Here is a 21,989-nt window from a genome sequence, read left to right on the forward strand (position 1 = left end):
CACATGTGCATAACTTGTTTATATGTTTGCACAGTTATAAACAATATTCACATGTGGATAGCAGGCTAAATTGTTTTTAATGTTTCTTTTATATCCTCAATATCACGATTTAAATCGGAATCCTCTTCAAGTAGCTTCGAGATTTTTTCATGTGCATGAATGACTGTTGTATGATCTCGTCCACCAAATTCTTCACCTATCTTTGGTAAAGAAAAGTCGGTAAGTTCCCTTGAAAGGTACATTGCAATTTGTCTAGGAAAAGCAATGGATTTAGTACGTTTCTTTGCTGCAAAATCTTCTATACGAATATTGTATCGCTCCGCTACAACTTCTTGGATCCCCTGAATGGTTATTACTTTTGGCTTGCTGCTCGGAATAATATCTTTTAACGCATCTGCAGCAAGAGAAGCATCAATATCTTGATTAACAAGTGAGGAGTATGCAACAACGCGAATAAGCGCCCCTTCTAATTCACGGATATTCGTATTAATTTGATTTGCTATATAAAGCATAACCTCATTTGGAATGTCCAGTCCTTCAGCCTTTGCCTTTTTGGTTAAAATTGCAATTCTCGTTTCTAAATCTGGTGGCGTGATATCGGTAATTAATCCCCATTCAAAGCGTGAGCGCAATCGATCTTCCAATGTTGGAATTTCCTTTGGTGGCCGATCACTTGAGATAATAATTTGTTTACTTTCTTCATGCAAGGCATTAAATGTATGGAAGAATTCTTCCTGTGTCGACTCTTTTCCAGCAATAAATTGAATGTCATCAATCAATAGAACATCGATATTCCGATATTTATTACGGAAACTATTTGATTTGTTGTCCATAATGGCATTGATAAATTCATTTGTAAATTTTTCTGATGTTAAATAGACAACCTTTGCTTTTGGGTTATGTTCACGAACATAGTGCCCGATCGCGTGCATTAGATGGGTCTTTCCAAGTCCAACGCCACCATAAATAAAGAGTGGGTTATAAGCTTTAGCGGGTGCCTCTGCTACAGCTAAGGACGCAGCATGGGCGAATCGATTTCCTGCGCCGATTACGAAAGTATCAAATGTATATTTGGAATTAAGCATGGATTTAGGCATATCATTTGTGCTGGATTCGGCTTTTGGGTTTGCCACTTGTTTTGTATCATCTACTTCCGTATTTGAAGTAGGGATGATAAATTTTGTATCTAATTTGGTACCAGTGACTTCACCAAGAATATCGGATATGAGTTCTGTATACTGTGTTTCCAGCCAATCTCTAGCAAATTCATTTGGTGCTGATATAATCAATGTATTTTTTTCAATAGCTTCAGCCTTTGTGTTTTTTAACCACGTATCAAAGCTGGGTTTGCTAATTTTTTCTTCAATTTTCTCAAGTGTAGCAACCCATAATTCTTCGATGTTTTCCAAAATCTAGCTCACTCCTTTCAAATTGGTTTATGCATGTCCAGCTCCAGCGCCCAGCGACTAGCGAGACTTCCCTCACCTTCGTACAATAAAGAAGACTTGCTGACTGGCAAGACATGAGGCTTAGTCGCACTTATACCCTTGCGGTGAAATCGGGCATCGACTTCTTACGGTCGTCTCGTTTCCTTTATATCTTTCGTAAGAATGTTCGACCCGTTGAACTATCCCAAAGTTCGGGCGCAGTCCGCACGTCGCTAACCGGGCGCTTCCGCTTTTGTTCATGACAGAAAAAGCCTCTCTCAATCTTGAATAAGACGGAAAGGCATGACATATATATGTTGTAGAACATATGTTGACATATACAAGGTAAAAATATTTGGGTAGTTGAAATCTCTTTTTCATAGCTGTGGCAAATAAATACTTGTGGATAGCGAATCATATGAATAATAAAGAAGAATAATGCTTATAAACGTTATCCACAAATATGTGGAAAAGGTTATACGATGTACTGTGAACAACTATCCACATATTATCCACAGAATGTGAATAACTTTTACTGCTGTTTTTGATTTCCACAGATTAAAACATAAATATAATATCAAATAAAAGTGAATAAAGCAATGGTTATCGGATAGTTATCCACATATTCAAGACCTTGTGCACAACAACTATCCACACTACTATATTTTGTGCTTAACTTGTAAATAGCTATTGTGGATAGAAAAAAATCCAAAAGAAATTATAAACACCAGCTGTGGATAAAGAAATTCGAAATCTAAGTTGACAGATGATGGCTGTTTTTCGTATAATGTCAAGGACTGTCTATTGGATTAGTTATTATTTAAATTCAGATATTATAAAGGGATCCCTTGGGGAGGTGCAGAATAAATGAAAAGAACGTTTCAACCAAATAACCGTAAACGCAAAAAAGTACATGGCTTTCGCGCGCGCATGAGTACAAAAAACGGACGTAATGTTTTAGCTCGCCGTCGTCGTAAAGGAAGAAAAGTATTATCTGCATAGGCCACTGAAAAGTCAGTGGTCTTTTTCTGCTTTTTGGCGGAAGAATAAGAGAAAAGGCAGTGTCTGCAGCTGCCTTTTTTCTACATAATTTATTGCAAGCGGTTTTGTTTAAGTATAAATAAAGGTGATAAAGATGAAGAAAGCGTTTCGTATTAAAAAAAATGAAGAATTCCAGTACTTGTTTAAGCATGGGAAATCCTTTGCTAACAGACAGCTTGTTATCTATTATGTAAAGAAGATAGATCAGGAGCATTTTCGCATTGGTCTTTCTGTTGGTAAAAAAATAGGAAATGCTGTAACGCGGAATAGAATTAAGCGTTACTTAAGACAAGCCTTCCAGGAACTAGAGAATAACATTGAAAACCCTTATGATATCGTAATTATTGCTAGAAATCCAACAAAGGATATGGGCTTTGAGGAAATCAAAAAGAGCTTGATACATTTGTTGTATAAGGAAAAGCTTTTAAATAAATAGGAAAAAGTCATTTTAAGATAGAATCTTATGTGTAATTAGGATAAAATAACAGGTAGAGCGTGTGAGGGTCATATGAAGGAGGAAATAAATTGCGTAAAAAGATTTTATTGCTGATAACCTTCGTAGGTTTAGTAGCAATTCTTTCTGGTTGTACGGAGGTAAATCAACCGATTACAGCCGAAAGTGAAGGAATTTGGAATACGATTTTTGTTTACCCGCTATCCTGGGTAATTATTAAAATAGCTGAAATCTTTAATGAAGGTTATGGACTATCGATTGTTATTGTAACGATTTTGATTCGTTTATTGATTTTACCGTTAAGTATTAAACAATTAAAAAGCTCAAAAGCAATGCAGGAAATTCAGCCGAAGCTTCAGGAAATTCAAAAGAAACATAGCTCTAAGGATGCTAATACACAGCAGAAGCTGCAGCAGGAGACAATGGAACTATTTCAGAAAAATGGTGTAAATCCACTTGCCGGTTGTTTGCCGATTTTTGTGCAGATGCCAATCCTAATTGCAATGTATCATGCAATTATGCGTACTACTGAAATTAGTACTCATAACTTCCTATGGTTTGAACTTGGTTCGCCAGACTATGTTTTACCAATATTAACAGCTGCATTTACGTTCTTGCAGCAAAAACTGATGATGTCAACAAATTCTGCCTCCAAGCAAAATCCGCAAATGGCAATGCAAATGCAGGTTATGCTTTATGTAATGCCAATTATGATTGGTGTTATGGCATTCTTCTTCCCAGCAGCGTTAGCATTATACTGGGTAACAGGTAACATCTTTATGGTTGTTCAAACACTTCTCATTAACAAACCGATGATGACGAATAAGTAATGGAGGAGAAAATAGTGAGAGAAATAACTGCTAGTGGACAAACAGTCGAAGAAGCGGTCCAATCGGCATTAGAGCAGTTAAACACCACGAAGGACCAGGTAGAAATAGATGTAATCGATGAAGGGAAAAAAGGTGTACTCGGCATATTTGGATCGAAGCGTGCCGTTGTGAAAGTGACAATAGCCAAAAATCCCATACAAGAAGCAGAGAAGCTGATTAAAGAAATAGCAAGCAACATGAATCTTTCTGTTGACGTAAAGACGACGGTAGAGGGGAACCAGGTTACCTATGAATTGATTGGCGATAATATCGCCATTTTAATTGGAAAACGGGGACAAACTCTAAATGCTTTGCAATATTTATTGCATCTTGCAATTAATAAAGATAAAAAAGCTTACTACACCGTTGTATTAGATGCAGAAGGATATCGAGGCAGAAGAAAAGAAACACTCGAATCCTTGGCATATAAAATGGCAGATAAAGCAAAGCGCATAAATAAAAAAGTTGCTCTTGAGCCAATGCCGGCTTTTGAACGAAAGATTATTCATAGTGCATTGCAAGAAAATAATGACGTATCAACGTACTCAGATGGAATAGAGCCACATCGGCATATCGTCATTAAACCATAAAGAAACCTCCTGGAGACTGTCTCCAGGAGGTTTTTGTGTAAATATAACTACTTAAAACTAGCTCTTTTCGACTATACCACAGGATAGAGTGCTGTGGTATTTTTAGTATGTGGAAAAATTAGAAAACATAGTATCGTTATTGCAATTTAAGAAGCTTATCTGTCATAGCATTCATGATCATAACAACTATTTTTTCGGAAAATTCGGTATACTAAATAAGTAATAAGACAATTTCGTCAGTTAAAGAGCAGATTTACATAGACTTGTGACTACGGAAATAGAATTTGATGATATAGCTATTTCCTGACTGAATAAAAATAGAGGAGGGAACAAAAGTGAAAAGGTACCATTTTCTGATAATTACTGCGTTTCTTATATTTTTCTCGGTATGTATTATTCCTTTTTTTCAACCAACAGCTACAAAGGCTGAGGAATTTAGCTTTCCTGCTTATGCCAGTGAGAATGTAGAAACCACCTATTTAGCAAGTTCTATAGCAACAACTGCCACGGATATAGAGGAAACAGTTTGGGACACTGTTACGGATTGGTTTGATGATGTAGGGGAAACAATTGATACGGCTTTAGAGAATATTAAAGAAGTATTTGATAACATTGTTAGTTATATTAGTGAATTAATGACAACAGTGGATGATGCAGTCGGCGAGTTCACTGGGAATGATGATTCGTCAGATGCAGTTGATGACGTCAATAATACGTTGGATCAAGCTAAAGAAACAATTGACGATATTGAAATTGATGAAGATTCCAATGGCAATACTGTTTATCGGGTTTTACGAGAAGACGAGGATCCGACGAAAGGCATCTTTGCAAAAGCCCCTGAACGCGAGCATATAACCATTGCTGGGCATGTTAATAATGGCGGCAAGAAGAATTTCAAAGGTTCGAAATATATTTCTACAACGAAAAGCTTAGAGGTAGCGCTGAAAAACGCCACATCAAATATTATGGATAAGGGAAGCGCCCACGACCTTCGTATCGTAAAAATTGACTTAAGCAAGGTGAAAAACACGTATTATGATTTAACAGATCCAAAAATTCAAGAAAAGTATCTCGTAAATTCAAAAGGTGAACCGTGGGAGAAGGTTAGAAGATATGCTAACGCATCGCAGGAGTTATTGGTGGAATATGAAATTCCAAGTGCAGCAATTAAGCTATTAGGCAGGCCATCGGAATTACTGGAATAGGCATAGGTTATCTTAAAGGAGCGTGAGATGATGGGAGAAATAAATGAGCAAATCGAGGAATTTGAGCAATCAGCATTAAATTTGCTTGTTGACCTTCGAACAGGAGATGGTTTTAACGAAAAGGCATACGAAAAGGTTGCTGAAATGCTGGCTTTATTTGAAAAGGAATGGAAAGGAATAAGCAGTATATCAAAAAAAGCAGCTACAGCGTTGATAGAGCTTTATGATGAACTATATAATTTCTCGCTAAATTATGCGGGAGAGAAATCAGAAAGAATTTTGAAGGCAGCTAAAAATATAAAGTCACTAATCACAAAATGCTTAGAAGAAACAGGGGAGCCGGACCTAAAAGAGAACCAGATTTTTACAAACCTAGTTAAATATTTAAATGAAGATGGGCATTTTTTTGAGAAACTACGTAACAGTAAGGGTTTGGATGAGCAACAATTTGAAAAAATATTTCAAGAGCTGGAATCAGTCCTGGATATGGTTTATTCGTGGGAGACATTACCGAAAGCATTTGTAGCAATTCTAATTGATTTTTATGAAATGGATTTGTTTGTTTATATGTATCAGGATGAATTGCATCTAGAAGAAGAGGCAGATAAAATTTATGATGCCTATGAAAGGGTATTCGAATTGATAGCAGGATAAGAAATATAAGTAAAAACGCTTATCAACACCTAACTTATTAAGAAAAAGGCAGAAGGTTATTCACATGTGGATAACCTTCTGCCTTTTTTTGATGTATATGTACTTAAAAAATAATTGTGGATAAGTTTATTTTTTGATGAAATTATGTTATTCTATTTTGTTAGTGACGTAAATTTAAATTATGGTCCATTAATATAGATAAAGCATTAAAAAATGTTGGAGGTGATGGTGATGGAGACAGATACAATTACTGCGATATCAACCCCGATTGGTGAGGGGGCAATAGCTATTGTAAGATTGAGCGGTCCTGAGGCAGTTTCAATGACAGCACGAGTTTTTAAAGGGAAAAATTTAAACAAGGTAGATTCTCATACGATTCATTATGGGAAGCTTGTTGATCCAAAGACAAATGAGATTGCTGAGGAAGTTATGGTTTCTGTGATGCGCGCACCGAAAACATTTACCCGTGAAGATGTAGTCGAAATCAATTGTCATGGTGGTATGGTCGCTGTAAATCGAGTGTTGGAGCTGATTTTAAGCATTGGTGCACGCTTGGCTGAGCCAGGTGAATTTACAAAACGTGCATTTTTAAATGGAAGAATTGACTTGTCACAGGCTGAAGCAGTTATGGATCTGATTCGGGCGAAAACAGATCGTGCCATGTCTGTTGCATTGAAACAAATGGATGGTCGCTTGTCTGGTTTGATCGGGAAGCTTCGTCAGGAATTGATTGAGACAGTTGCCCATGTAGAAGTGAACATTGACTATCCAGAGTATGATGATGTGGAAGAAATGTCCCACGAAATGATGCGTACGAAAACAAAGGAAGTTCATAAGAAGATAGATGAATTATTAAGTGTCGCTAAACAAGGGAAGATTTTACGTGAAGGTCTTTCTACAGCAATTATTGGCAGACCAAATGTCGGGAAGTCTTCGTTAATGAATACACTTGTACAGGAAAATAAAGCAATTGTTACAGATGTTCCAGGTACAACTCGTGATATAATTGAGGAATATGTCAATGTACGCGGTGTTCCTCTTCGGTTGGTCGATACAGCTGGAATTCGTGAAACAGAGGATATTGTGGAACGAATCGGTGTCGAGCGTTCAAGGCAAGTACTAAAAGAGTCCGATTTAATTTTATTTGTACTAAATAACAATGATGTATTAACAGATGAGGACCTTAAACTTTTTGAAGCAGTAAGCGGTCTTGAATATATCGTTATTATAAATAAAACAGATCTGGAACAGAAGCTGGATATGGATCGAGTTAAAGAGCTTGCAGGAGACAGGCCGCTTGTTACGACTTCTTTAATCGAAGAAGAAGGGGTAAATGAATTGGAACAGGCAATTGCCGATACGTTTTTTGCAGGGGAAATTGAGACAGGTGATTTAACCTATGTTTCGAATGCAAGACATATCCAATTACTTCAGCAAGCAAAAGTTGCGTTAGAGGATGCAATGGAAGGTATTGAACTTGGAATGCCGATGGATATCGTGCAAATTGATGTAACCCGAACATGGGAGTTTTTAGGTGAAATTATTGGAGATACTGCGAGTGACAGTTTAATTGATCAGTTATTCTCGCAGTTCTGTTTAGGAAAATAGATTATAAGTATGGGAAATTAAATAAGAGTTAATGATGAAGAAAGGATGAATGGGATGACATACAATGCTGGTCATTATGATGTAATCGTAATTGGCGCTGGTCATGCTGGAGTCGAAGCTGGCTTTGCTGCAGCAAGAATGGGTGCTAAAACGCTAATGCTGACATTGAATATCGATATGATTGCTTTTATGCCATGTAATCCATCAATTGGTGGACCTGCCAAAGGGATAGTTGTTCGTGAAATTGATGCACTTGGTGGGATAATGGGTAAAGTGATTGATAAAAGCTACATCCAAATGCGGATGTTAAATACCGGTAAAGGCCCTGCTGTACAAGCCTTGCGTGCACAAGCTGATAAGCCAATTTACATGCGAGAAATGAAGAAAATGATTGAAAATGAAAAAAATCTAACAGTTCGTCAAGGAATGGTAGACTCTTTAATCGTTGAGGATGGTGTATGTAAAGGAGTTGTCACAGAATCAAAGGCAACTTATACTGCAGAAGCTGTCATTATTACGACAGGGACCTTTATGCGTGGTAAAGTATTGATGGGACATTTAGAATATGAAAGTGGTCCAAACAACCAACGTGTTTCTGTGAAGCTTTCTGAGAACCTAGAAGAGCTTGGCTTTGAATTAACACGATTTAAAACAGGTACGCCACCACGTGTGAATAGTCATACAGTTGATTATTCCAAAACGGAAATTCAGCCAGGGGATGACAATCCACAGTCATTCTCATATGAAACAACGGAGCAAATTACGGATCAGCTTCCATGCTGGTTAACTTATACCAATGAATTTACGCATAAAGTAATTAACGACAATTTAGGGTTTTCTGCGATGTACTCCGGTGCGAAACGTGGAACAGGTGCACGCTACTGTCCATCAATTGAGGATAAAATTGTTCGTTTTAATGATAAACCGCGTCATCAAATCTTCCTGGAACCAGAAGGAAGAGATACGGAAGAGGTTTATGTGCAAGGGTTATCTACTTCATTACCTGAATATGTTCAGGAAGAAATGCTAAAAACAGTACCAGGTCTTGAGAATGCCGTCATTATACGTGCTGGCTATGCGATTGAATATGATGCAGTCGTGCCTACACAGCTTTGGCCAACATTGGAAACAAAGAAAATTCCAGGACTGTTTACTGCAGGACAGATTAATGGTACATCTGGCTATGAGGAAGCTGCAGGACAGGGGATTATGGCTGGTATTAATGCAGCAGCAAAAGTACTCGGCAAAGAGCCAGTTATTCTGGATCGTTCCCAAGCATATATTGGCGTTCTTATTGACGATTTAGTTACAAAGGGCACAAATGAGCCGTATCGTTTATTAACGTCACGTGCGGAATATCGCTTATTGCTCCGTCACGATAATGCAGATTTACGTCTGACAGATATCGGATATGAGCTTGGATTAATCTCTGAAGAACGTTATGCTAAGTTCCAACAAAAGAAAAGCTTCGTAGAGCTGGAGAAAAAACGACTTAAAAAACTTACAATCAAACCAACAGAAGCTGTAAAAGCAATTATGGAAAGCGCTGGAGCTACACCATTAAAAGAAGCCGTAAAAGCTTATGATTTATTGAAGCGACCAGAGCTGAGCTATGATCTTATTGAAAAAATGATAGAAGCGAATGCGGAATTGACAAGTGAAATGCAAGAGCAGGTAGCAATTCAAGTGAAATATGAAGGCTATATTAGAAAGGCAAATGAGCAAGTAGAGCGAATGCTAAAAATGGAAGACAAAAAGATTCCAGATGATATTGACTATGATGCTATTCATGGATTGGCAACAGAGGCGGTAGAGAAGCTGAAAAAGGTTCGTCCGCTCTCAGTAGGTCAAGCGTCTCGGATCTCTGGCGTTAATCCTGCCGATATATCCATCTTGCTTGTATATATTCAACAGGGAAATATTGCACGGATTGCAAACTAAGTTTATATAAGGAGATAGCGACGTATGTTGGTACGTCGCTATTCTTCCATTATACAGAAGGAGCTTGTTGATGAATGAATCCAGAACAATTTGCAGCTGCATTAAGTGAACAAGGAATTGAATTAACGGGTAAACAACTCAAGCAATTTTCAACGTACTTTCGAACACTAGTAGAATGGAATGGAAAAATTAATTTAACAGCGATTACAGATGAAGAAGAAGTCTATTTAAAGCATTTCTATGACTGTATTACAGCTGCGTTTCATTATGATTTAAGTAAAGAATTACATATATGTGATGTTGGAGCAGGGGCTGGGTTTCCAAGTATCCCACTAAAAATCTGTTTTCCGCATTTAAAAGTAACAATCGTTGATTCCTTACAAAAACGAATAGGATTTTTAAATCACTTGGCAGCAGAGCTAAACTTAACGAATGTAGCATTTTACCATGATCGAGCAGAGAACTTTGGAAAGAACAGCACATTTCGAGAATCATTTGATATTGTAACTGCAAGAGCAGTTGCGAGAATGTCGGTATTAAGTGAACTTTGTCTACCACTAGTTAAGAAGTCGGGGGTTTTCATTGCGATGAAAGGATCCCAAGCGAAGGAAGAACTGCAAGTAGGGGAGAAGGCAATAGAGCTGCTCGGTGGGGAATTAGAAGCTATCCATAACTTTGCCTTGCCACAAGAGGAAAGTGAACGCTCCATTGTTGTGATTCGCAAAAAGCGGAAGACACCGAAAAAGTACCCTAGAAAAGCAGGTCTTCCGAATAAAGAACCAATAGAATAAAAACATTTTGTTTTGAAACTCGTATAGTAAAGATTTATTGCTATACGAATTTCTTTTTTCATTCAAAGTAATGAATCTTTTTTCACGAAAGATTCATTACTTTTTTGGGGACAAATGTGGTAAAATAAATGTAATATAAGGTAATTATATTCGCTCAGCAGCAGAATGCTGGCGCGTTTTTTCTTATTGAATCCTTTTATGCTATACTTAATTTAGTTTAGATAGACATTCAATTGTTTCACGTGAAACAATTTTTATACATAGATGATTTTATTTTGTTAAATTATGAAGGTGGTGTCAGGTAAGTGGTACATCCTTTTAATCGGATATTTGGTTTAGGGGATAAAGGGAGCCCTGAAATAGAGGAAACGGAAGAATTCAATCCAGATGAAGTGATACAGCTTCCAGTAGATCGAATTCAGGCGAACCGTTTTCAACCAAGAACCATTTTTAATGAAGAAAAGATAAAGGAATTGGCTCAAACCATTCATACTCATGGAATGATCCAGCCGATAGTAGTCAGAAAGCTAGATGATGAGAACTTCGAGCTGATTGCTGGTGAACGAAGATGGAGAGCTGTTCAATCCCTAGGCTGGGAAAAGGTTTCTGTTATCATTCGTGATATGTCTGACGCAGAGACAGCGTCTGTGGCACTAATTGAAAACCTGCAACGAGAAGAATTAACCGTTATTGAAGAAGCATTAGCATATGCGAAACTTTTAGAGCTGCATTCATTGACCCAAGAGGCATTGGCACAACGATTAGGCAAAAATCAATCTACAATTGCAAATAAACTAAGGCTTTTAAAGCTTCCAGAGGAAGTTCAAACAGCTTTATTAAATAAAACGATAACTGAAAGACATGCACGTGCATTAATCAAGCTCAAAGAACCTGAACAGCAATTACTTATTCTGCAGGTCATTATCGATAATGATTTAAATGTGAAACAAACAGAAGAGCGAATTGCTAAAATGAATGAGCCAAAAGAGCAAACAAAGAAACGCCCAAAACTGAAAGGAATCAATAAGGATATTCGAATAGCAATGAATACCATTCGTCAGTCCTTAAACATGGTATCAGATACTGGGGTAGAAGTAGAATCCGATGAAAAAGAGCTAGACGACTACTATCAAATCACAATTAAAATACCTAAAAAGAAATAATATTAATCATACTATTTATTCTTAGCCCATCTTTATTGAAAGATGGGTGTTTTGCATAACTGGGTATAATTTCAGCTGATAAATTACAATTTTATCATTACAATTTCACAAAAAAAGAAAAAAAGATAGTCGCTTTTATTCAATTAGTGATAATATAGAATGTATATAGTTAGGTAGGTGTCAACATGGGAAAAATATTGGCCATCGCAAATCAAAAAGGTGGCGTTGGAAAGACAACTTCATCTGTAAACCTTAGTGCTTGTCTTGCATCTTTAGGAAACAAAGTATTACTTGTTGATACAGATCCACAAGGAAATGCAACAAGTGGGGTAGGAGTTAATAAAGCAGACGCTAGTAATTGTGTTTATAATGTACTTGTTGAAGATTTACCTGCAGAAGAGGTAATTGTATCAACCAATATAGACAATTTAGATATCATACCTGCAACCATTCAATTGGCTGGTGCAGAAATTGAATTAGTACCAATTATTTCAAGGGAGATTCGTTTGAAGAGGGCACTTGAAAGTTTAAAAGAAAACTATGATTATATTATTATAGATTGCCCGCCTTCCTTAGGTTTGCTAACGATTAATGCGCTTACTGCCTCTGATTCTGTTATGATCCCAGTACAGTGTGAGTATTATGCGTTGGAAGGTCTTAGTCAATTGCTGAACACCATTCGTCTTGTTCAAAAGCATTTGAACAAACAGTTGATGATTGAAGGTGTATTACTAACAATGCTTGATGCAAGAACAAATTTAGGTATCCAAGTAATTGAAGAAGTAAAAAAATACTTTCAAGATAAAGTCTATAAAACTATTATACCGAGGAATGTAAGATTAGGAGAGGCGCCTAGTCATGGAATGCCAATCATCAGTTACGATCCTAAATCCCGAGGTGCAGAGGTTTATCTTGAATTAGCGAGGGAAGTGATGGCAAATGGCCAAAGGGTTGGGTAAAGGACTTAATGCTTTGTTTCTGAATGAAAACGAGCAAGAAGAAGCTGGTTCAATAGAAGAAATTGCTATCACAGAATGCAGACCAAATCCTTATCAACCGAGAAAAACTTTTCATGCGGATGCAATCGAGGAAATGAAAGAGTCTATCTTAGAATACGGCATTATTCAGCCTTTGGTTGCGCGCAAAAGTATCAAAGGATATGAAATTGTTGTAGGTGAAAGACGTTTTCGAGCTGCTAAAGAAGCTGGTTTAAAAACAATTCCAGTCATTGTTAAAGAGCTGACAGATGAAAAAATGATGGAAATTGCTCTGTTGGAGAACCTGCAGCGCGAAGATCTTACTCCAATTGAAGAAGCACAAGCATATGCAAACTTGATGACAGAGTTAAAAATCACACAAGAAGAGCTTTCAAGAAGATTAGGGAAGAGTCGACCACATATAGCCAATATGGTTCGATTGCTTTCGTTGCCAGAACAGGTTGTTGCCTATATTAATAATGGAGAGTTGTCAATGGGGCATGGGCGAGCGCTATTGGGTTTGAAGGACAAGGATAAATTATTTCCATTAGTAAATAAAATTCGTCATGAAAAGCTGAATGTTCGTCAGGTTGAGAAATTAATTATTCAGCTGAATGAAAAACAGCCAGTTAAAAAAGAAAAACCAAAAAAGGACGTATTTTTAGAAGAACAAGAAACGGTATTGAGAGAACGATTAGGAACAGCGGTTAATATTCAAAGAGGTAAGCAAAAAGGGAAAATCGAAATTGAATTTTACACGGATGAGGATTTAAACCGTCTTATCGAATATTTAAATAAATAGAGTGCTTGGAAAGACTGATCGTATCTGCTATCAGTCTTTCATTTTATTTTTAAAGAAGGTTATTTAAAAATGTTCCACGTGAAACATTCGAAAAGGCTCACGGGTCATAAGTTTCGAAAAGTGTATTTCCAGAGTGATAATTATTACCAATATTTATAAGAGGATTTATAAATGCAGGGGAGATAGTTTAATTACATATAACGAATAGAAGATGGTGAAGAACAAAAATGATTTTATTTGGAACACTAGTAAACGGGGCACTCATATTGATAGGTTGCATTTTTGGATTGTTTTTTACAAAGATACCTGAAAGATATAAAGAAACAGTTATGCATGGTATAGGCCTTGCCGTGATATTGATCGGCCTGCAAATGGCATTTGCAAGCGATCAGATTATTATTATTCTTTTAAGTCTCCTTACAGGTGCAATTATCGGCGAATTTATACACCTGGAAGAAGGGCTAAACAGACTTGGGGTTTGGATTGGCAGTAAATTTACGAATTCAGCTAGTGATACAAGTGTTGCACAAGGATTTATAACAGCTACATTGATTTTTTGTATCGGAGCAATGGCTATTATTGGCGCATTGGACAGTGGGATACGAGGTGACCACGGCGTACTCATTACAAAAGGAGTAATTGATGGTTTTACCGCTTTAGTATTAACCACAACATTGGGATTTGGTGTAATATTATCGGTTATTCCGGTTGTTCTTTACCAAGGTGCGATTGCCTTGGTGGCAACACAGATTGAGAAATGGCTGCCAGAGGATTTCCTAAATGGCTTGATAGTAGAAGTTACGGCCGTTGGAGGTTTATTGATTGTAGCAATTGGTTTAAATCTATTAAAAATCACAAAAATTCGCATTGGCAACTTATTGCCTGCGATTTTGACAGTGGGAGCTATTTATTATACTTATTCAATTGTTTAAGGGTTAATCAATTGATCGTTATATTTACTACTGGCAACAGAGACTGACGTTGCCAGTAGTTTTTTGTAGGTCCGTGACCTGCTTCATAAACTTGCATATTTAGTGAACATAAGACATAAATAATAAGCAAAAAATTACACGGTCCATTTCTTTATCGGGTGTTTTTTTGAAATAACAACGGCAGGCGAATAATTATACGTCAGCCGCTGATCGATATTGCTTAAAATTGCTGTAATTTGTTTTGCCATATCGATTACAACAGATAGTCTTGTATTTTGTAAAATAGAATGCTCCATAAATCCGCTAATATTCACGACCCCTGTAATATTCATATCTCCGATAGTAGGTAAAACTTTATTTAAAGCCGCTCCTGGCCTCAATGGGGCTTTTTCCGTAATGATATGGCCAATGGATGTATTTCTCCCGAGACAAGCGTCAATTGCAATAATATAAGGATTGCGATGATTCTCTTTCACCATGGTGATCGCTTCCTGCATATTTACAGCATGTACAGGGTCATGTACGGTTCCATAAACATGCAGATGCTTTGGATTTGTTTCCTGAAGAAATGTACCGGTTAATGGACCAAGTGCATCTCCAGTTGATCGGTCTGTTCCAATGCACAAAATGATATATTCCCGAGGAGTATCTGGAAACCAGGATAGAATTTTTTTACACATTAAATGGGAAAGCTCGGAGTCCGTATAGGGCATACGGAAATTCTCTATTGGCTGCTCAAATCGGTTCTTTAAATACATAGCTTATCCTCCACAAACATATTGGTATAGTATACGGATTATTTCGCCGTTCTATACATACGAATGCTGAAAATATTGGGGGAATATTAGATGATTTTTGCTGGGTTGAAATGGATGTTTTTAATTATTGGAACAACAATTGGCGCTGGTTATGCATCAGGGGCAGAGTTATGGCAGTTTTTTGGCCATGAAAGCAGTTTAGCAATAGTATTGTTTAGTTTATTTTTTTCGATTTGCTGTATGGTTATTATGGAAATTAGCTATCGATTAAAATCATCGCATTATTTGCCTGTGTTAGAGGAGATAGTTGGGACTAGGTTAACGGGTGTATTTGATGTTATGATTTTATTATACTTATTTACAACAACGATTGTTATGATTGCTGGAAGCGGTGCAACCGGACAAGCGTTTAATTACTCCTATTGGTGGGGTATAGGTATTATTGTAGTCGCACTCATGCTATTATTTTTAAAAGGCGTGAATGGTCTGCTGCATGTAAATCAGTTTATCTTACCAATCATGCTTGCCGGCATGCTCGCTGTTCTGATTATGTTTACGATCGACCAGGAATTAGCGCTGTTTTCACACTGGCATGAACAACGGAATTGGATGGCTGCTTTTCCATTTACCGCACTGAATATACTTCCGCTTGTAGCCGTGCTTGGGGCAATTGGAAATAAAGTTCAGTCCAGAACAGAGATTATTTTCGCCTGTGTTGGCAGTGGTTTGATATTAGGTGTGATTTCCTTTATTTATAATAATAGTCTGATACAAATTGCAGAAGAAATTTTATTGTATGAGATCCCATTATTTGCGATATTGAAGCATTATCCGATAGAGATACTGATATTTATGTCAGTTATGCTTTGGTTTGCAATCTTTACAACGGCTGCTGCTGGTATGCTTGGAATTGCGACACGTTTGCAGCAGTATTTTCAAAAACCATTATTTTTTATTGTAATGGTTACATTGATTATCATGATTCCGTTAACTATGTTTGGTTTCTCAACATTAATCCGCGTGATTTATCCACTGTATGGAATTCTTAATCTGTATATATTGACAAGGCTATTACTATATCCAATATGGAAAAGAATAGAGAAGGTTAGATAGAATGTTTGGAGGTTTTACTATGGATGAAATTAACGATCAAGTAACAAATGCATGGGATTATATAACGGGTCCAGAGCTATGGCGGATTTTGTTATCCTCTGCACTGCAAATTATATTAATCATTTTATTAGCATTGATTATCGTGAAGATAACGAGAAAACTGGTAGATAAATTATTTGTTAATCGAAAGACAGGCCCAATTCGTATTTCAGAACGCCGAGAAAACACGCTTAAAAAACTAATTAAAAATGTAGTGGCATATGTCGTTTACTTTATGGCCATTGTAATGATTTTAGGTGTTTTTAACTTTGAAATTGGCCCATTGCTTGCAGGTGCCGGGGTTCTTGGTTTAGCAATTGGTTTTGGGGCGCAAAACCTTGTGCGAGATATTATTTCAGGATTCTTCATTATTTTTGAAGATCAGTTTTCTGTTGGAGACTATGTAGCCGTTGCAGGTATAGAAGGTACGGTTGAGGAAATAGGCCTTCGTACAACAAAGGTATTGAGCTGGACAGGGGAAATGAATATCATCCCAAATGGAAACTTAACACAGGTGACAAACTACTCGGTTCATAATGGTCTATCAATTGTTGATATTAATATTCCATATGAAAGTGATGTTGCTGATGTAGAAAGGATTATTCAGGAGGTTGCTGTAACATTGCCCGAAAAGTATGATTTTCTTGTTGGTACACCAGAAATAATTGGGGTACAAAATTTAGATGTCTCCCATTTCGTAATCCGGGTTATTGCCGATACATTACCGGGTTTCCAGTGGGCCGGTGAGCGAAATATTCGGAAGGAGCTTCAAGATAAATTATATAAATCTGGCATTGAGCTGCCATCACCACGTGTTGTCCTTTATTCTAAGGAAGAAAGAGAAACGCTGCAGCGCGAAAATAGAGGGCAAAGCCGTTAGAAATTGGGTATAATGGATGTAAAAAAGGAGATCCAAAGATGGAAAAGGAATTTAACTTAAATGATGTCGTAGAGATGAAAAAGCCCCATCCATGTGGAGAAAACCGCTGGAAGGTTATTCGGATGGGAATGGATATCCGAATTAAATGCCTTGGCTGTGATCATAGTGTTATGATTCCGCGCAGAGAATTCGTTAAAAAGCTGAAAAGAGTGTTGGAGAAAGCAGAAAATTAAGTGGTGGTGGAAGTTAGGCTGTATTATTAGAATAAAGCCAGCTTTCATAAATGGTTAAAATTGACTACACGCTGCTAAAAATAGTATTATATCCTTATAAAGAGATACGAAAAACCAAAAGTAATAGGGTAAACATGCAGAAATAGGTATACTTAGTGTACCTATTTTTGTTTTTTACTTACTTGTCTTTTTAGTAGCCACTATTCTATAATTGGTATACAAACGCGTTTTTATGAATGGAATCCTTAAGGAGTGAAAGTGTAATGTCTTTAACAGCAGGAATCGTAGGACTTCCGAACGTGGGGAAATCCACGCTTTTCAATGCAATCACACAAGCTGGAGCTGAAGCAGCGAACTACCCGTTTGCAACGATCGATCCGAATGTGGGAATTGTAGAAGTACCTGACGAACGCTTAAATAAATTAACAGAGTTAGTAAAACCGAAGAAAACCGTACCAACCGCATTTGAGTTTACGGATATTGCTGGAATTGTAAAAGGAGCAAGCAAAGGAGAAGGTTTGGGAAACCAGTTTCTTTCCCACATTCGCCAGGTGGATGCAATTTGTCAAGTTGTCCGTTGCTTTGTCGATGATAACATTACCCATGTATCAGGAAAGGTTGATCCAATTGATGATATTGAAATCATTAACCTGGAATTGATTCTTGCTGACTTGGAAACGGTAAACAAACGTTTCCAGCGTGTTGAGAAACTCGCAAGACAGAAGGATAAGGAAGCAGTTATCGAACATGAGATTCTTGTAACCTTAAAAGAGGGTCTGGAAGCAGAAAGACCTGTTAGAGCGTTAGAATTTACAGATGAACAGTGGAAGATTGTAAAAGGGCTGCATTTGCTAACAAGCAAGCCAATTCTATATGTAGCGAATGTAAGTGAAGATGAGGTTGGAGATGCCGATTCGAATGAAAATGTGCAAAAGGTAAGAGATTATGCTGCTAAGGAAAATGCAGAGGTAATTGTTATTTGTGCAAAAATTGAAGAGGAAATTTCCGAGCTTGACCCTGAAGAAAAGGATATGTTCCTAGAAGATTTAGGAATTGAGGAATCTGGTTTAGATAAGCTGATTAAAGCTTCTTACAGCTTATTAGGCTTAGCAACTTATTTTACTGCTGGTGAGCAAGAAGTCCGTGCATGGACATTCCGCAAAGGAATTAAAGCGCCACAGGCAGCTGGTATTATTCATACAGACTTTGAAAGAGGCTTCATTCGTGCAGAAACTGTTTCTTATTCAGACCTTGTCGAAGCTGGTTCGATGGGACATGCACGTGAAAAAGGGAAGGTCCGTTTGGAAGGGAAAGAATATATTGTTCAAGATGGCGATGTTATTCACTTCCGCTTTAATGTTTAATAACAAAAACGGAAGCGTCAGGTTAGCGATGTACGGACTGCGCCCCGAACTTTGGGGTGGTTCGAACTGTCGAACATTCTTACGAAGGTGAGGGGAGTCTCGCCAGTCGCCGGAGCTGGGCGCAATCATTGGTTTAAAAAAACGTACAATTAGGTGTCTCTCGAATACTTGTCAAACGAAACAGGATTTGGTATAATACGTTATTGTGAGTAATTAGATTATGATTATTCCTTGCTCTTATTATATTAAACAAATTGCGTTTAAGATAGATAGGGGCCGCTAAGACCAAAAGGAGGTGTAACGGATGAGAAAATACGAAATCATGTATATCATCCGCCCAGACATGGAAGAAGATGCTCAAACAGCATTGATTGAGCGTTTCAACAAAATTCTAACAGATAATGGCGCGGAGATCGCAAAAGTGGATGAAAAAGGCAAGAAACGCCTTGCTTATGAAATCCAAGACTACCGTGATGGATACTATGTTATTATTAACTTCAGCAGTGGCGAAGAAGCTGTTAATGAGTTTGACCGTCTAGCTAAGTTCTCTGATGACATTATTCGTCATATTGCAATTCGAGATGAACAATAATAAGGAGTGGTTCTGATGTTAAATCGTGTCGTACTAGTAGGCAGGTTAACGAGGGATCCTGATTTACGTTATACACCAAATGGCGTGGCAGTAGCCAACTTTACGATCGCGGTTAATCGTCCCTTTTCTAACCAGCAAGGAAATAGAGAAGCAGACTTCATTAACTGTGTTGTTTGGCGCAGACCAGCGGAAAACCTGGCAAACTTCATGAAAAAAGGTAGTATGATCGGTGTCGATGGTAGAGTACAAACCCGTACATTTGAAGGACAAGATGGAAAAACTGTATATGTGACTGAAATTGTTGCAGACAGTGTACAGTTTTTGGAATCAAAAGGTGCTTCTTCTGGCGGACAGGATTCGCAAGGTTACCAGCAAAATAGAAATCAGAACCAATTTCAAAATCAAAATCAATATCAACCAAATCAAAATCAGTTTCAACCAAATAATAACCAACCACAAGACGATCCATTTAAGAATAATGGAGAGCCTATCGATATATCAGATGATGATTTACCGTTTTAAATAAACGGCTACAGTGAATTTAAAAAGGAGGGGTATCAATGGCAGCTCGTCGCGGACGTGCAAAGCGTCGTAAAGTGTGTTATTTCACAGCAAACGGAATTACACACATCGATTACAAAGATGTAGATTTGCTAAGACGTTTCATTTCTGAACGTGGGAAAATTCTTCCTCGTCGTGTAACTGGAACTTCTGCAAAATACCAACGTAAACTTACTATTGCAATCAAACGTGCTCGTATAATGGCATTACTACCATATGTAGCTGAGTAATTATAAAGAACCTCAAAACCAGGATGCAAATCCGATTTTGAGGTTCTTTTATTTTCTCCTTTTTGGATAAATAGAAATCATTTTGAATAATAGTCCAACCGAAAAGATAAATGTGAGCAGGAGATAAGCATCACTGACAGGTATAATAAATGCAATGATAAGGTATAAAATAAACGGAATTGTTGTTGTAAATGCAACCATTTTCCAAAGGATGGAATAGCGTAGTTTACGCTCCATAAAGTGGGCAATCCCTCTGCCAATATAAGCCACAAATGAGATGGCAATGAAGACGAGGACTGTTAATGGCAAATAATAAAACATAAAAAAGTAAATGAGCTTAAAAATAACATTTAAATCTGCACCCAGCCCGCTCGTTGCAGTAAGCTGTTTGATCAATGCGGGAATGGAGACGAGGCCAAGCAGGAAAAACATATAAATAACAGCGATATCCATGCCAATTCGATTAAGCCGAAACATTGCTTCTTTCTTAGGCAGTTTTATACTATTGAAAAAAACGTGCAAAAAGATCATGATTTTCATCCTTAACTATGTATGCTTGAGGGTCAGCTGCTATAAACTAAGAACAGCTTTATCCTTATATATTATTATAGTGGAAAACAGCTGGAAATGCGCTTATAGTGTTGAAGAAAACATGACATTTGTAAATGGAGGACAGATGCTGTGAAAGAAATGATGCCGAATTTTGTGTTTCCTTTGCGAGGAATCGTTTCAGCGTAATCCGACAACTATTTTAATACGAAACATGTTATGATAGTAGAATAGTTAATCTAGATTAGATGAGGTGCAATAGATGAATCAATCGCGAAAATTAACAGATGGAGCATTATTATTAGTGATATACGTGATGCTTCTGTTAATTACCATATTCGTTCCGATATTAACGATGATTGGGATGTTTTTATTACCAATACCATTTATTTTATATACAGCCAGACATGGGGGAAAGCCTTCTTGGTTAATGTTTATTGCCTCCTTGCTTCTAACGGCTTTAATTGCCACTTTAGCTTTCTTGCCAATGACGTTTTTAGCAGGTCTTGGAGGAATCGCAATTGGGACTGGAATTCGTAAAGAAGTATCGGCCTATGAAACATGGGCGAGGGGCACATTAGGGTTTATTATTGGTTTATTGTTTGTTTTTGTTTTTAGCCAAGTTTTCTTTTCAGTTAATTTGGTAGATGAATTGAAAGTTATTATTACAGATTCCATGGAAATTAGCAAATCCATCATGGAACAATTTGGAACTGGTGGACAAACAGAACAGATAGAAGAAATGTTGTTGCTGCAAATCGACATGCTGATTGAGTTGCTGCCTGTAGGTCTTGCATTAACTGCAATTGTATTAGCGTTCCTCAGTCAATGGATTAGCTATAAATTTATCAATCGACTGGAGAATAAGCAACTTCGATTCCCGCCTTTCCGTAACTTAAGATTTCCGACATCTATACTCTGGATTTATTTCTTTGCATTATTCATTTCGTTTTTCAATTTGAATCCAGCGGGTATATACTATACAGCTGTACATAATTTATTGGCGCTAACAGGACTTTTAATGGCAGTGCAAGGATTTTCACTAATCTTCCTCTATACGCATCATAAAAAAATAACAAAAGCTGTGCCAATTTTTATTGTGGTTCTTACGTTACTTTTTCCAGCATTTCTACTTTATTTCGTAAGAATCTTAGGTATAATTGATATAGGATTTAGGTTAAGGGATCGCCTGACAAGCAAAAAATAAGGTTGCACC

At 37.3% G+C, this 21,989-nt stretch carries 24 protein-coding genes; 21 read left to right on the forward strand and 3 right to left on the reverse strand.

All coding sequences use genetic code 11. The features are described 5' to 3' along the window. Positions 1 to 65: 65 nt before the first annotated feature. Positions 66 to 1,409 carry a chromosomal replication initiator protein DnaA gene (gene dnaA / locus NSQ77_RS10350; protein ID WP_339230806.1) on the reverse strand — a complete coding sequence of 448 codons (1,344 nt, stop codon included), beginning with the start codon at positions 1,407 to 1,409 and terminating at the stop codon, positions 66 to 68. A gap of 885 nt (positions 1,410 to 2,294) precedes the next feature. Between dnaA and rpmH the strand changes: the two genes are divergently transcribed. The 13 genes from rpmH to NSQ77_RS10415 all read left to right on the forward strand — a co-directional run bounded on the left by rpmH (position 2,295) and on the right by NSQ77_RS10415 (position 14,454). After that, a complete protein-coding gene (gene rpmH / locus NSQ77_RS10355) occupies positions 2,295 to 2,429 on the forward strand; it encodes a 50S ribosomal protein L34 (protein ID WP_011067894.1) in 135 nt (44 codons plus the stop codon). 133 nt (positions 2,430 to 2,562) lie between these two features. Further along, positions 2,563 to 2,904, forward strand: coding sequence for a ribonuclease P protein component (gene rnpA / locus NSQ77_RS10360; RefSeq protein WP_339230807.1), 342 nt, complete (start codon positions 2,563 to 2,565; stop codon positions 2,902 to 2,904). Positions 2,905 to 2,993: 89 nt separating this feature from the next. After that, a complete protein-coding gene (spoIIIJ, locus tag NSQ77_RS10365; RefSeq protein ID WP_339230808.1) occupies positions 2,994 to 3,752 on the forward strand; it encodes a YidC family membrane integrase SpoIIIJ in 759 nt (252 codons plus the stop codon). 14 nt (positions 3,753 to 3,766) lie between these two features. After that, positions 3,767 to 4,381 (forward strand): RNA-binding cell elongation regulator Jag/EloR, encoded by a 615-nt coding sequence (jag, locus tag NSQ77_RS10370; protein ID WP_339230809.1) that lies wholly within the window; start codon positions 3,767 to 3,769, stop codon positions 4,379 to 4,381. A 335-nt stretch (positions 4,382 to 4,716) separates the two neighbouring features. Further along, complete coding sequence (locus NSQ77_RS10375) at positions 4,717 to 5,586, forward strand: hypothetical protein (protein WP_339230810.1); 870 nt, start codon at positions 4,717 to 4,719, stop codon at positions 5,584 to 5,586. A 30-nt stretch (positions 5,587 to 5,616) separates the two neighbouring features. Beyond that, entirely contained in the window at positions 5,617 to 6,240 is a 624-nt protein-coding gene (locus NSQ77_RS10380; protein WP_339230811.1) for a hypothetical protein, read from the forward strand. Positions 6,241 to 6,471: 231 nt separating this feature from the next. Beyond that, positions 6,472 to 7,848, forward strand: coding sequence for a tRNA uridine-5-carboxymethylaminomethyl(34) synthesis GTPase MnmE (gene mnmE, locus NSQ77_RS10385; RefSeq protein ID WP_339230812.1), 1,377 nt, complete (start codon positions 6,472 to 6,474; stop codon positions 7,846 to 7,848). Positions 7,849 to 7,902: 54 nt separating this feature from the next. After that, positions 7,903 to 9,789, forward strand: a complete 1,887-nt coding sequence (gene mnmG, locus NSQ77_RS10390; RefSeq protein WP_339230813.1) for a tRNA uridine-5-carboxymethylaminomethyl(34) synthesis enzyme MnmG — start codon at positions 7,903 to 7,905, stop codon at positions 9,787 to 9,789. Positions 9,790 to 9,863: 74 nt separating this feature from the next. Continuing rightward, positions 9,864 to 10,580 carry a 16S rRNA (guanine(527)-N(7))-methyltransferase RsmG gene (gene rsmG / locus NSQ77_RS10395; protein ID WP_339230814.1) on the forward strand — a complete coding sequence of 239 codons (717 nt, stop codon included), beginning with the start codon at positions 9,864 to 9,866 and terminating at the stop codon, positions 10,578 to 10,580. A gap of 305 nt (positions 10,581 to 10,885) precedes the next feature. Further along, positions 10,886 to 11,743, forward strand: a complete 858-nt coding sequence (noc, locus tag NSQ77_RS10400; protein ID WP_339230815.1) for a nucleoid occlusion protein — start codon at positions 10,886 to 10,888, stop codon at positions 11,741 to 11,743. Between the two features lie 185 nt (positions 11,744 to 11,928). Next, positions 11,929 to 12,702: an AAA family ATPase gene (locus NSQ77_RS10405; RefSeq protein ID WP_339230816.1), complete on the forward strand. Its 774-nt coding sequence runs from the start codon at positions 11,929 to 11,931 to the stop codon at positions 12,700 to 12,702. Beyond that, complete coding sequence (locus tag NSQ77_RS10410) at positions 12,683 to 13,522, forward strand: ParB/RepB/Spo0J family partition protein (protein ID WP_339230817.1); 840 nt, start codon at positions 12,683 to 12,685, stop codon at positions 13,520 to 13,522. The genes NSQ77_RS10405 and NSQ77_RS10410 overlap by 20 nt, the downstream gene beginning before the upstream one ends. A gap of 227 nt (positions 13,523 to 13,749) precedes the next feature. Further along, positions 13,750 to 14,454 carry a DUF554 domain-containing protein gene (locus tag NSQ77_RS10415; RefSeq protein WP_339230818.1) on the forward strand — a complete coding sequence of 235 codons (705 nt, stop codon included), beginning with the start codon at positions 13,750 to 13,752 and terminating at the stop codon, positions 14,452 to 14,454. Positions 14,455 to 14,588: 134 nt separating this feature from the next. Here NSQ77_RS10415 and yyaC read toward each other — a convergent pair whose 3' ends face one another. Next, positions 14,589 to 15,212, reverse strand: coding sequence for a spore protease YyaC (gene yyaC, locus NSQ77_RS10420; RefSeq protein WP_339230819.1), 624 nt, complete (start codon positions 15,210 to 15,212; stop codon positions 14,589 to 14,591). Positions 15,213 to 15,302: 90 nt separating this feature from the next. Here yyaC and NSQ77_RS10425 point away from each other — a divergent pair, with 90 nt between their 5' ends. From NSQ77_RS10425 to rpsR, 7 genes are all read left to right on the forward strand, one after another. Continuing rightward, the gene (locus tag NSQ77_RS10425) at positions 15,303 to 16,325 is read left to right on the forward strand and encodes a hypothetical protein (RefSeq protein ID WP_339230820.1); all 1,023 of its coding nucleotides are present in this window, start codon (positions 15,303 to 15,305) and stop codon (positions 16,323 to 16,325) included. Between the two features lie 19 nt (positions 16,326 to 16,344). Beyond that, positions 16,345 to 17,244 carry a mechanosensitive ion channel family protein gene (locus tag NSQ77_RS10430; protein ID WP_339230821.1) on the forward strand — a complete coding sequence of 300 codons (900 nt, stop codon included), beginning with the start codon at positions 16,345 to 16,347 and terminating at the stop codon, positions 17,242 to 17,244. 38 nt (positions 17,245 to 17,282) lie between these two features. Then, a complete protein-coding gene (locus NSQ77_RS10435) occupies positions 17,283 to 17,477 on the forward strand; it encodes a DUF951 domain-containing protein (protein ID WP_339230822.1) in 195 nt (64 codons plus the stop codon). 263 nt (positions 17,478 to 17,740) lie between these two features. Continuing rightward, entirely contained in the window at positions 17,741 to 18,841 is a 1,101-nt protein-coding gene (ychF, locus tag NSQ77_RS10440) for a redox-regulated ATPase YchF (protein ID WP_339230823.1), read from the forward strand. A gap of 304 nt (positions 18,842 to 19,145) precedes the next feature. Continuing rightward, positions 19,146 to 19,433 (forward strand): 30S ribosomal protein S6, encoded by a 288-nt coding sequence (gene rpsF, locus NSQ77_RS10445; protein ID WP_339230824.1) that lies wholly within the window; start codon positions 19,146 to 19,148, stop codon positions 19,431 to 19,433. Between the two features lie 15 nt (positions 19,434 to 19,448). Next, positions 19,449 to 19,955 carry a single-stranded DNA-binding protein gene (gene ssb / locus NSQ77_RS10450; RefSeq protein ID WP_339230825.1) on the forward strand — a complete coding sequence of 169 codons (507 nt, stop codon included), beginning with the start codon at positions 19,449 to 19,451 and terminating at the stop codon, positions 19,953 to 19,955. Between the two features lie 38 nt (positions 19,956 to 19,993). Next, on the forward strand, positions 19,994 to 20,224 hold the full coding sequence (gene rpsR / locus NSQ77_RS10455; RefSeq protein WP_017798745.1) for a 30S ribosomal protein S18: 231 nt from the start codon (positions 19,994 to 19,996) through the stop codon (positions 20,222 to 20,224). Between the two features lie 48 nt (positions 20,225 to 20,272). Here the strand turns inward: rpsR and NSQ77_RS10460 are convergent, their stop codons facing one another. Continuing rightward, positions 20,273 to 20,755, reverse strand: a complete 483-nt coding sequence (locus NSQ77_RS10460; RefSeq protein WP_339230826.1) for a DUF1189 family protein — start codon at positions 20,753 to 20,755, stop codon at positions 20,273 to 20,275. A gap of 280 nt (positions 20,756 to 21,035) precedes the next feature. Here NSQ77_RS10460 and NSQ77_RS10465 point away from each other — a divergent pair, with 280 nt between their 5' ends. Further along, on the forward strand, positions 21,036 to 21,980 hold the full coding sequence (locus tag NSQ77_RS10465) for a YybS family protein (protein ID WP_339230827.1): 945 nt from the start codon (positions 21,036 to 21,038) through the stop codon (positions 21,978 to 21,980). The last annotated feature ends 9 nt before the right edge of the window (positions 21,981 to 21,989 follow it).

This window comes from Oceanobacillus sp. FSL K6-2867 (genome assembly GCF_037963145.1).
Classification (GTDB): Bacteria; Bacillota; Bacilli; order Bacillales; family Amphibacillaceae; genus Oceanobacillus.

Bases quoted from the DNA above. Each gene is read 5' to 3' on its own strand.
- ssb (WP_339230825.1), top strand. From the start codon at position 19,449: ATGTTAAATCGTGTCGTACTAGTAGGCAGGTTAACGAGGGATCCTGAT.
- NSQ77_RS10460 (WP_339230826.1), bottom strand. From the start codon at position 20,755: ATGATCTTTTTGCACGTTTTTTTCAATAGTATAAAACTGCCTAAGAAA.
- mnmG (WP_339230813.1), top strand. From the start codon at position 7,903: ATGACATACAATGCTGGTCATTATGATGTAATCGTAATTGGCGCTGGT.
- NSQ77_RS10430 (WP_339230821.1), top strand. From the start codon at position 16,345: ATGGATGAAATTAACGATCAAGTAACAAATGCATGGGATTATATAACG.
- NSQ77_RS10380 (WP_339230811.1), top strand. From the start codon at position 5,617: ATGGGAGAAATAAATGAGCAAATCGAGGAATTTGAGCAATCAGCATTA.
- rsmG (WP_339230814.1), top strand. From the start codon at position 9,864: ATGAATCCAGAACAATTTGCAGCTGCATTAAGTGAACAAGGAATTGAA.
- rnpA (WP_339230807.1), top strand. From the start codon at position 2,563: ATGAAGAAAGCGTTTCGTATTAAAAAAAATGAAGAATTCCAGTACTTG.
- mnmE (WP_339230812.1), top strand. From the start codon at position 6,472: ATGGAGACAGATACAATTACTGCGATATCAACCCCGATTGGTGAGGGG.
- NSQ77_RS10465 (WP_339230827.1), top strand. From the start codon at position 21,036: ATGAATCAATCGCGAAAATTAACAGATGGAGCATTATTATTAGTGATA.
- rpsR (WP_017798745.1), top strand. From the start codon at position 19,994: ATGGCAGCTCGTCGCGGACGTGCAAAGCGTCGTAAAGTGTGTTATTTC.
- NSQ77_RS10410 (WP_339230817.1), top strand. From the start codon at position 12,683: ATGGCCAAAGGGTTGGGTAAAGGACTTAATGCTTTGTTTCTGAATGAA.
- NSQ77_RS10405 (WP_339230816.1), top strand. From the start codon at position 11,929: ATGGGAAAAATATTGGCCATCGCAAATCAAAAAGGTGGCGTTGGAAAG.
- NSQ77_RS10415 (WP_339230818.1), top strand. From the start codon at position 13,750: ATGATTTTATTTGGAACACTAGTAAACGGGGCACTCATATTGATAGGT.
- NSQ77_RS10425 (WP_339230820.1), top strand. From the start codon at position 15,303: ATGATTTTTGCTGGGTTGAAATGGATGTTTTTAATTATTGGAACAACA.
- yyaC (WP_339230819.1), bottom strand. From the start codon at position 15,212: ATGTATTTAAAGAACCGATTTGAGCAGCCAATAGAGAATTTCCGTATG.
- ychF (WP_339230823.1), top strand. From the start codon at position 17,741: ATGTCTTTAACAGCAGGAATCGTAGGACTTCCGAACGTGGGGAAATCC.
- NSQ77_RS10435 (WP_339230822.1), top strand. From the start codon at position 17,283: ATGGAAAAGGAATTTAACTTAAATGATGTCGTAGAGATGAAAAAGCCC.
- rpmH (WP_011067894.1), top strand. From the start codon at position 2,295: ATGAAAAGAACGTTTCAACCAAATAACCGTAAACGCAAAAAAGTACAT.
- rpsF (WP_339230824.1), top strand. From the start codon at position 19,146: ATGAGAAAATACGAAATCATGTATATCATCCGCCCAGACATGGAAGAA.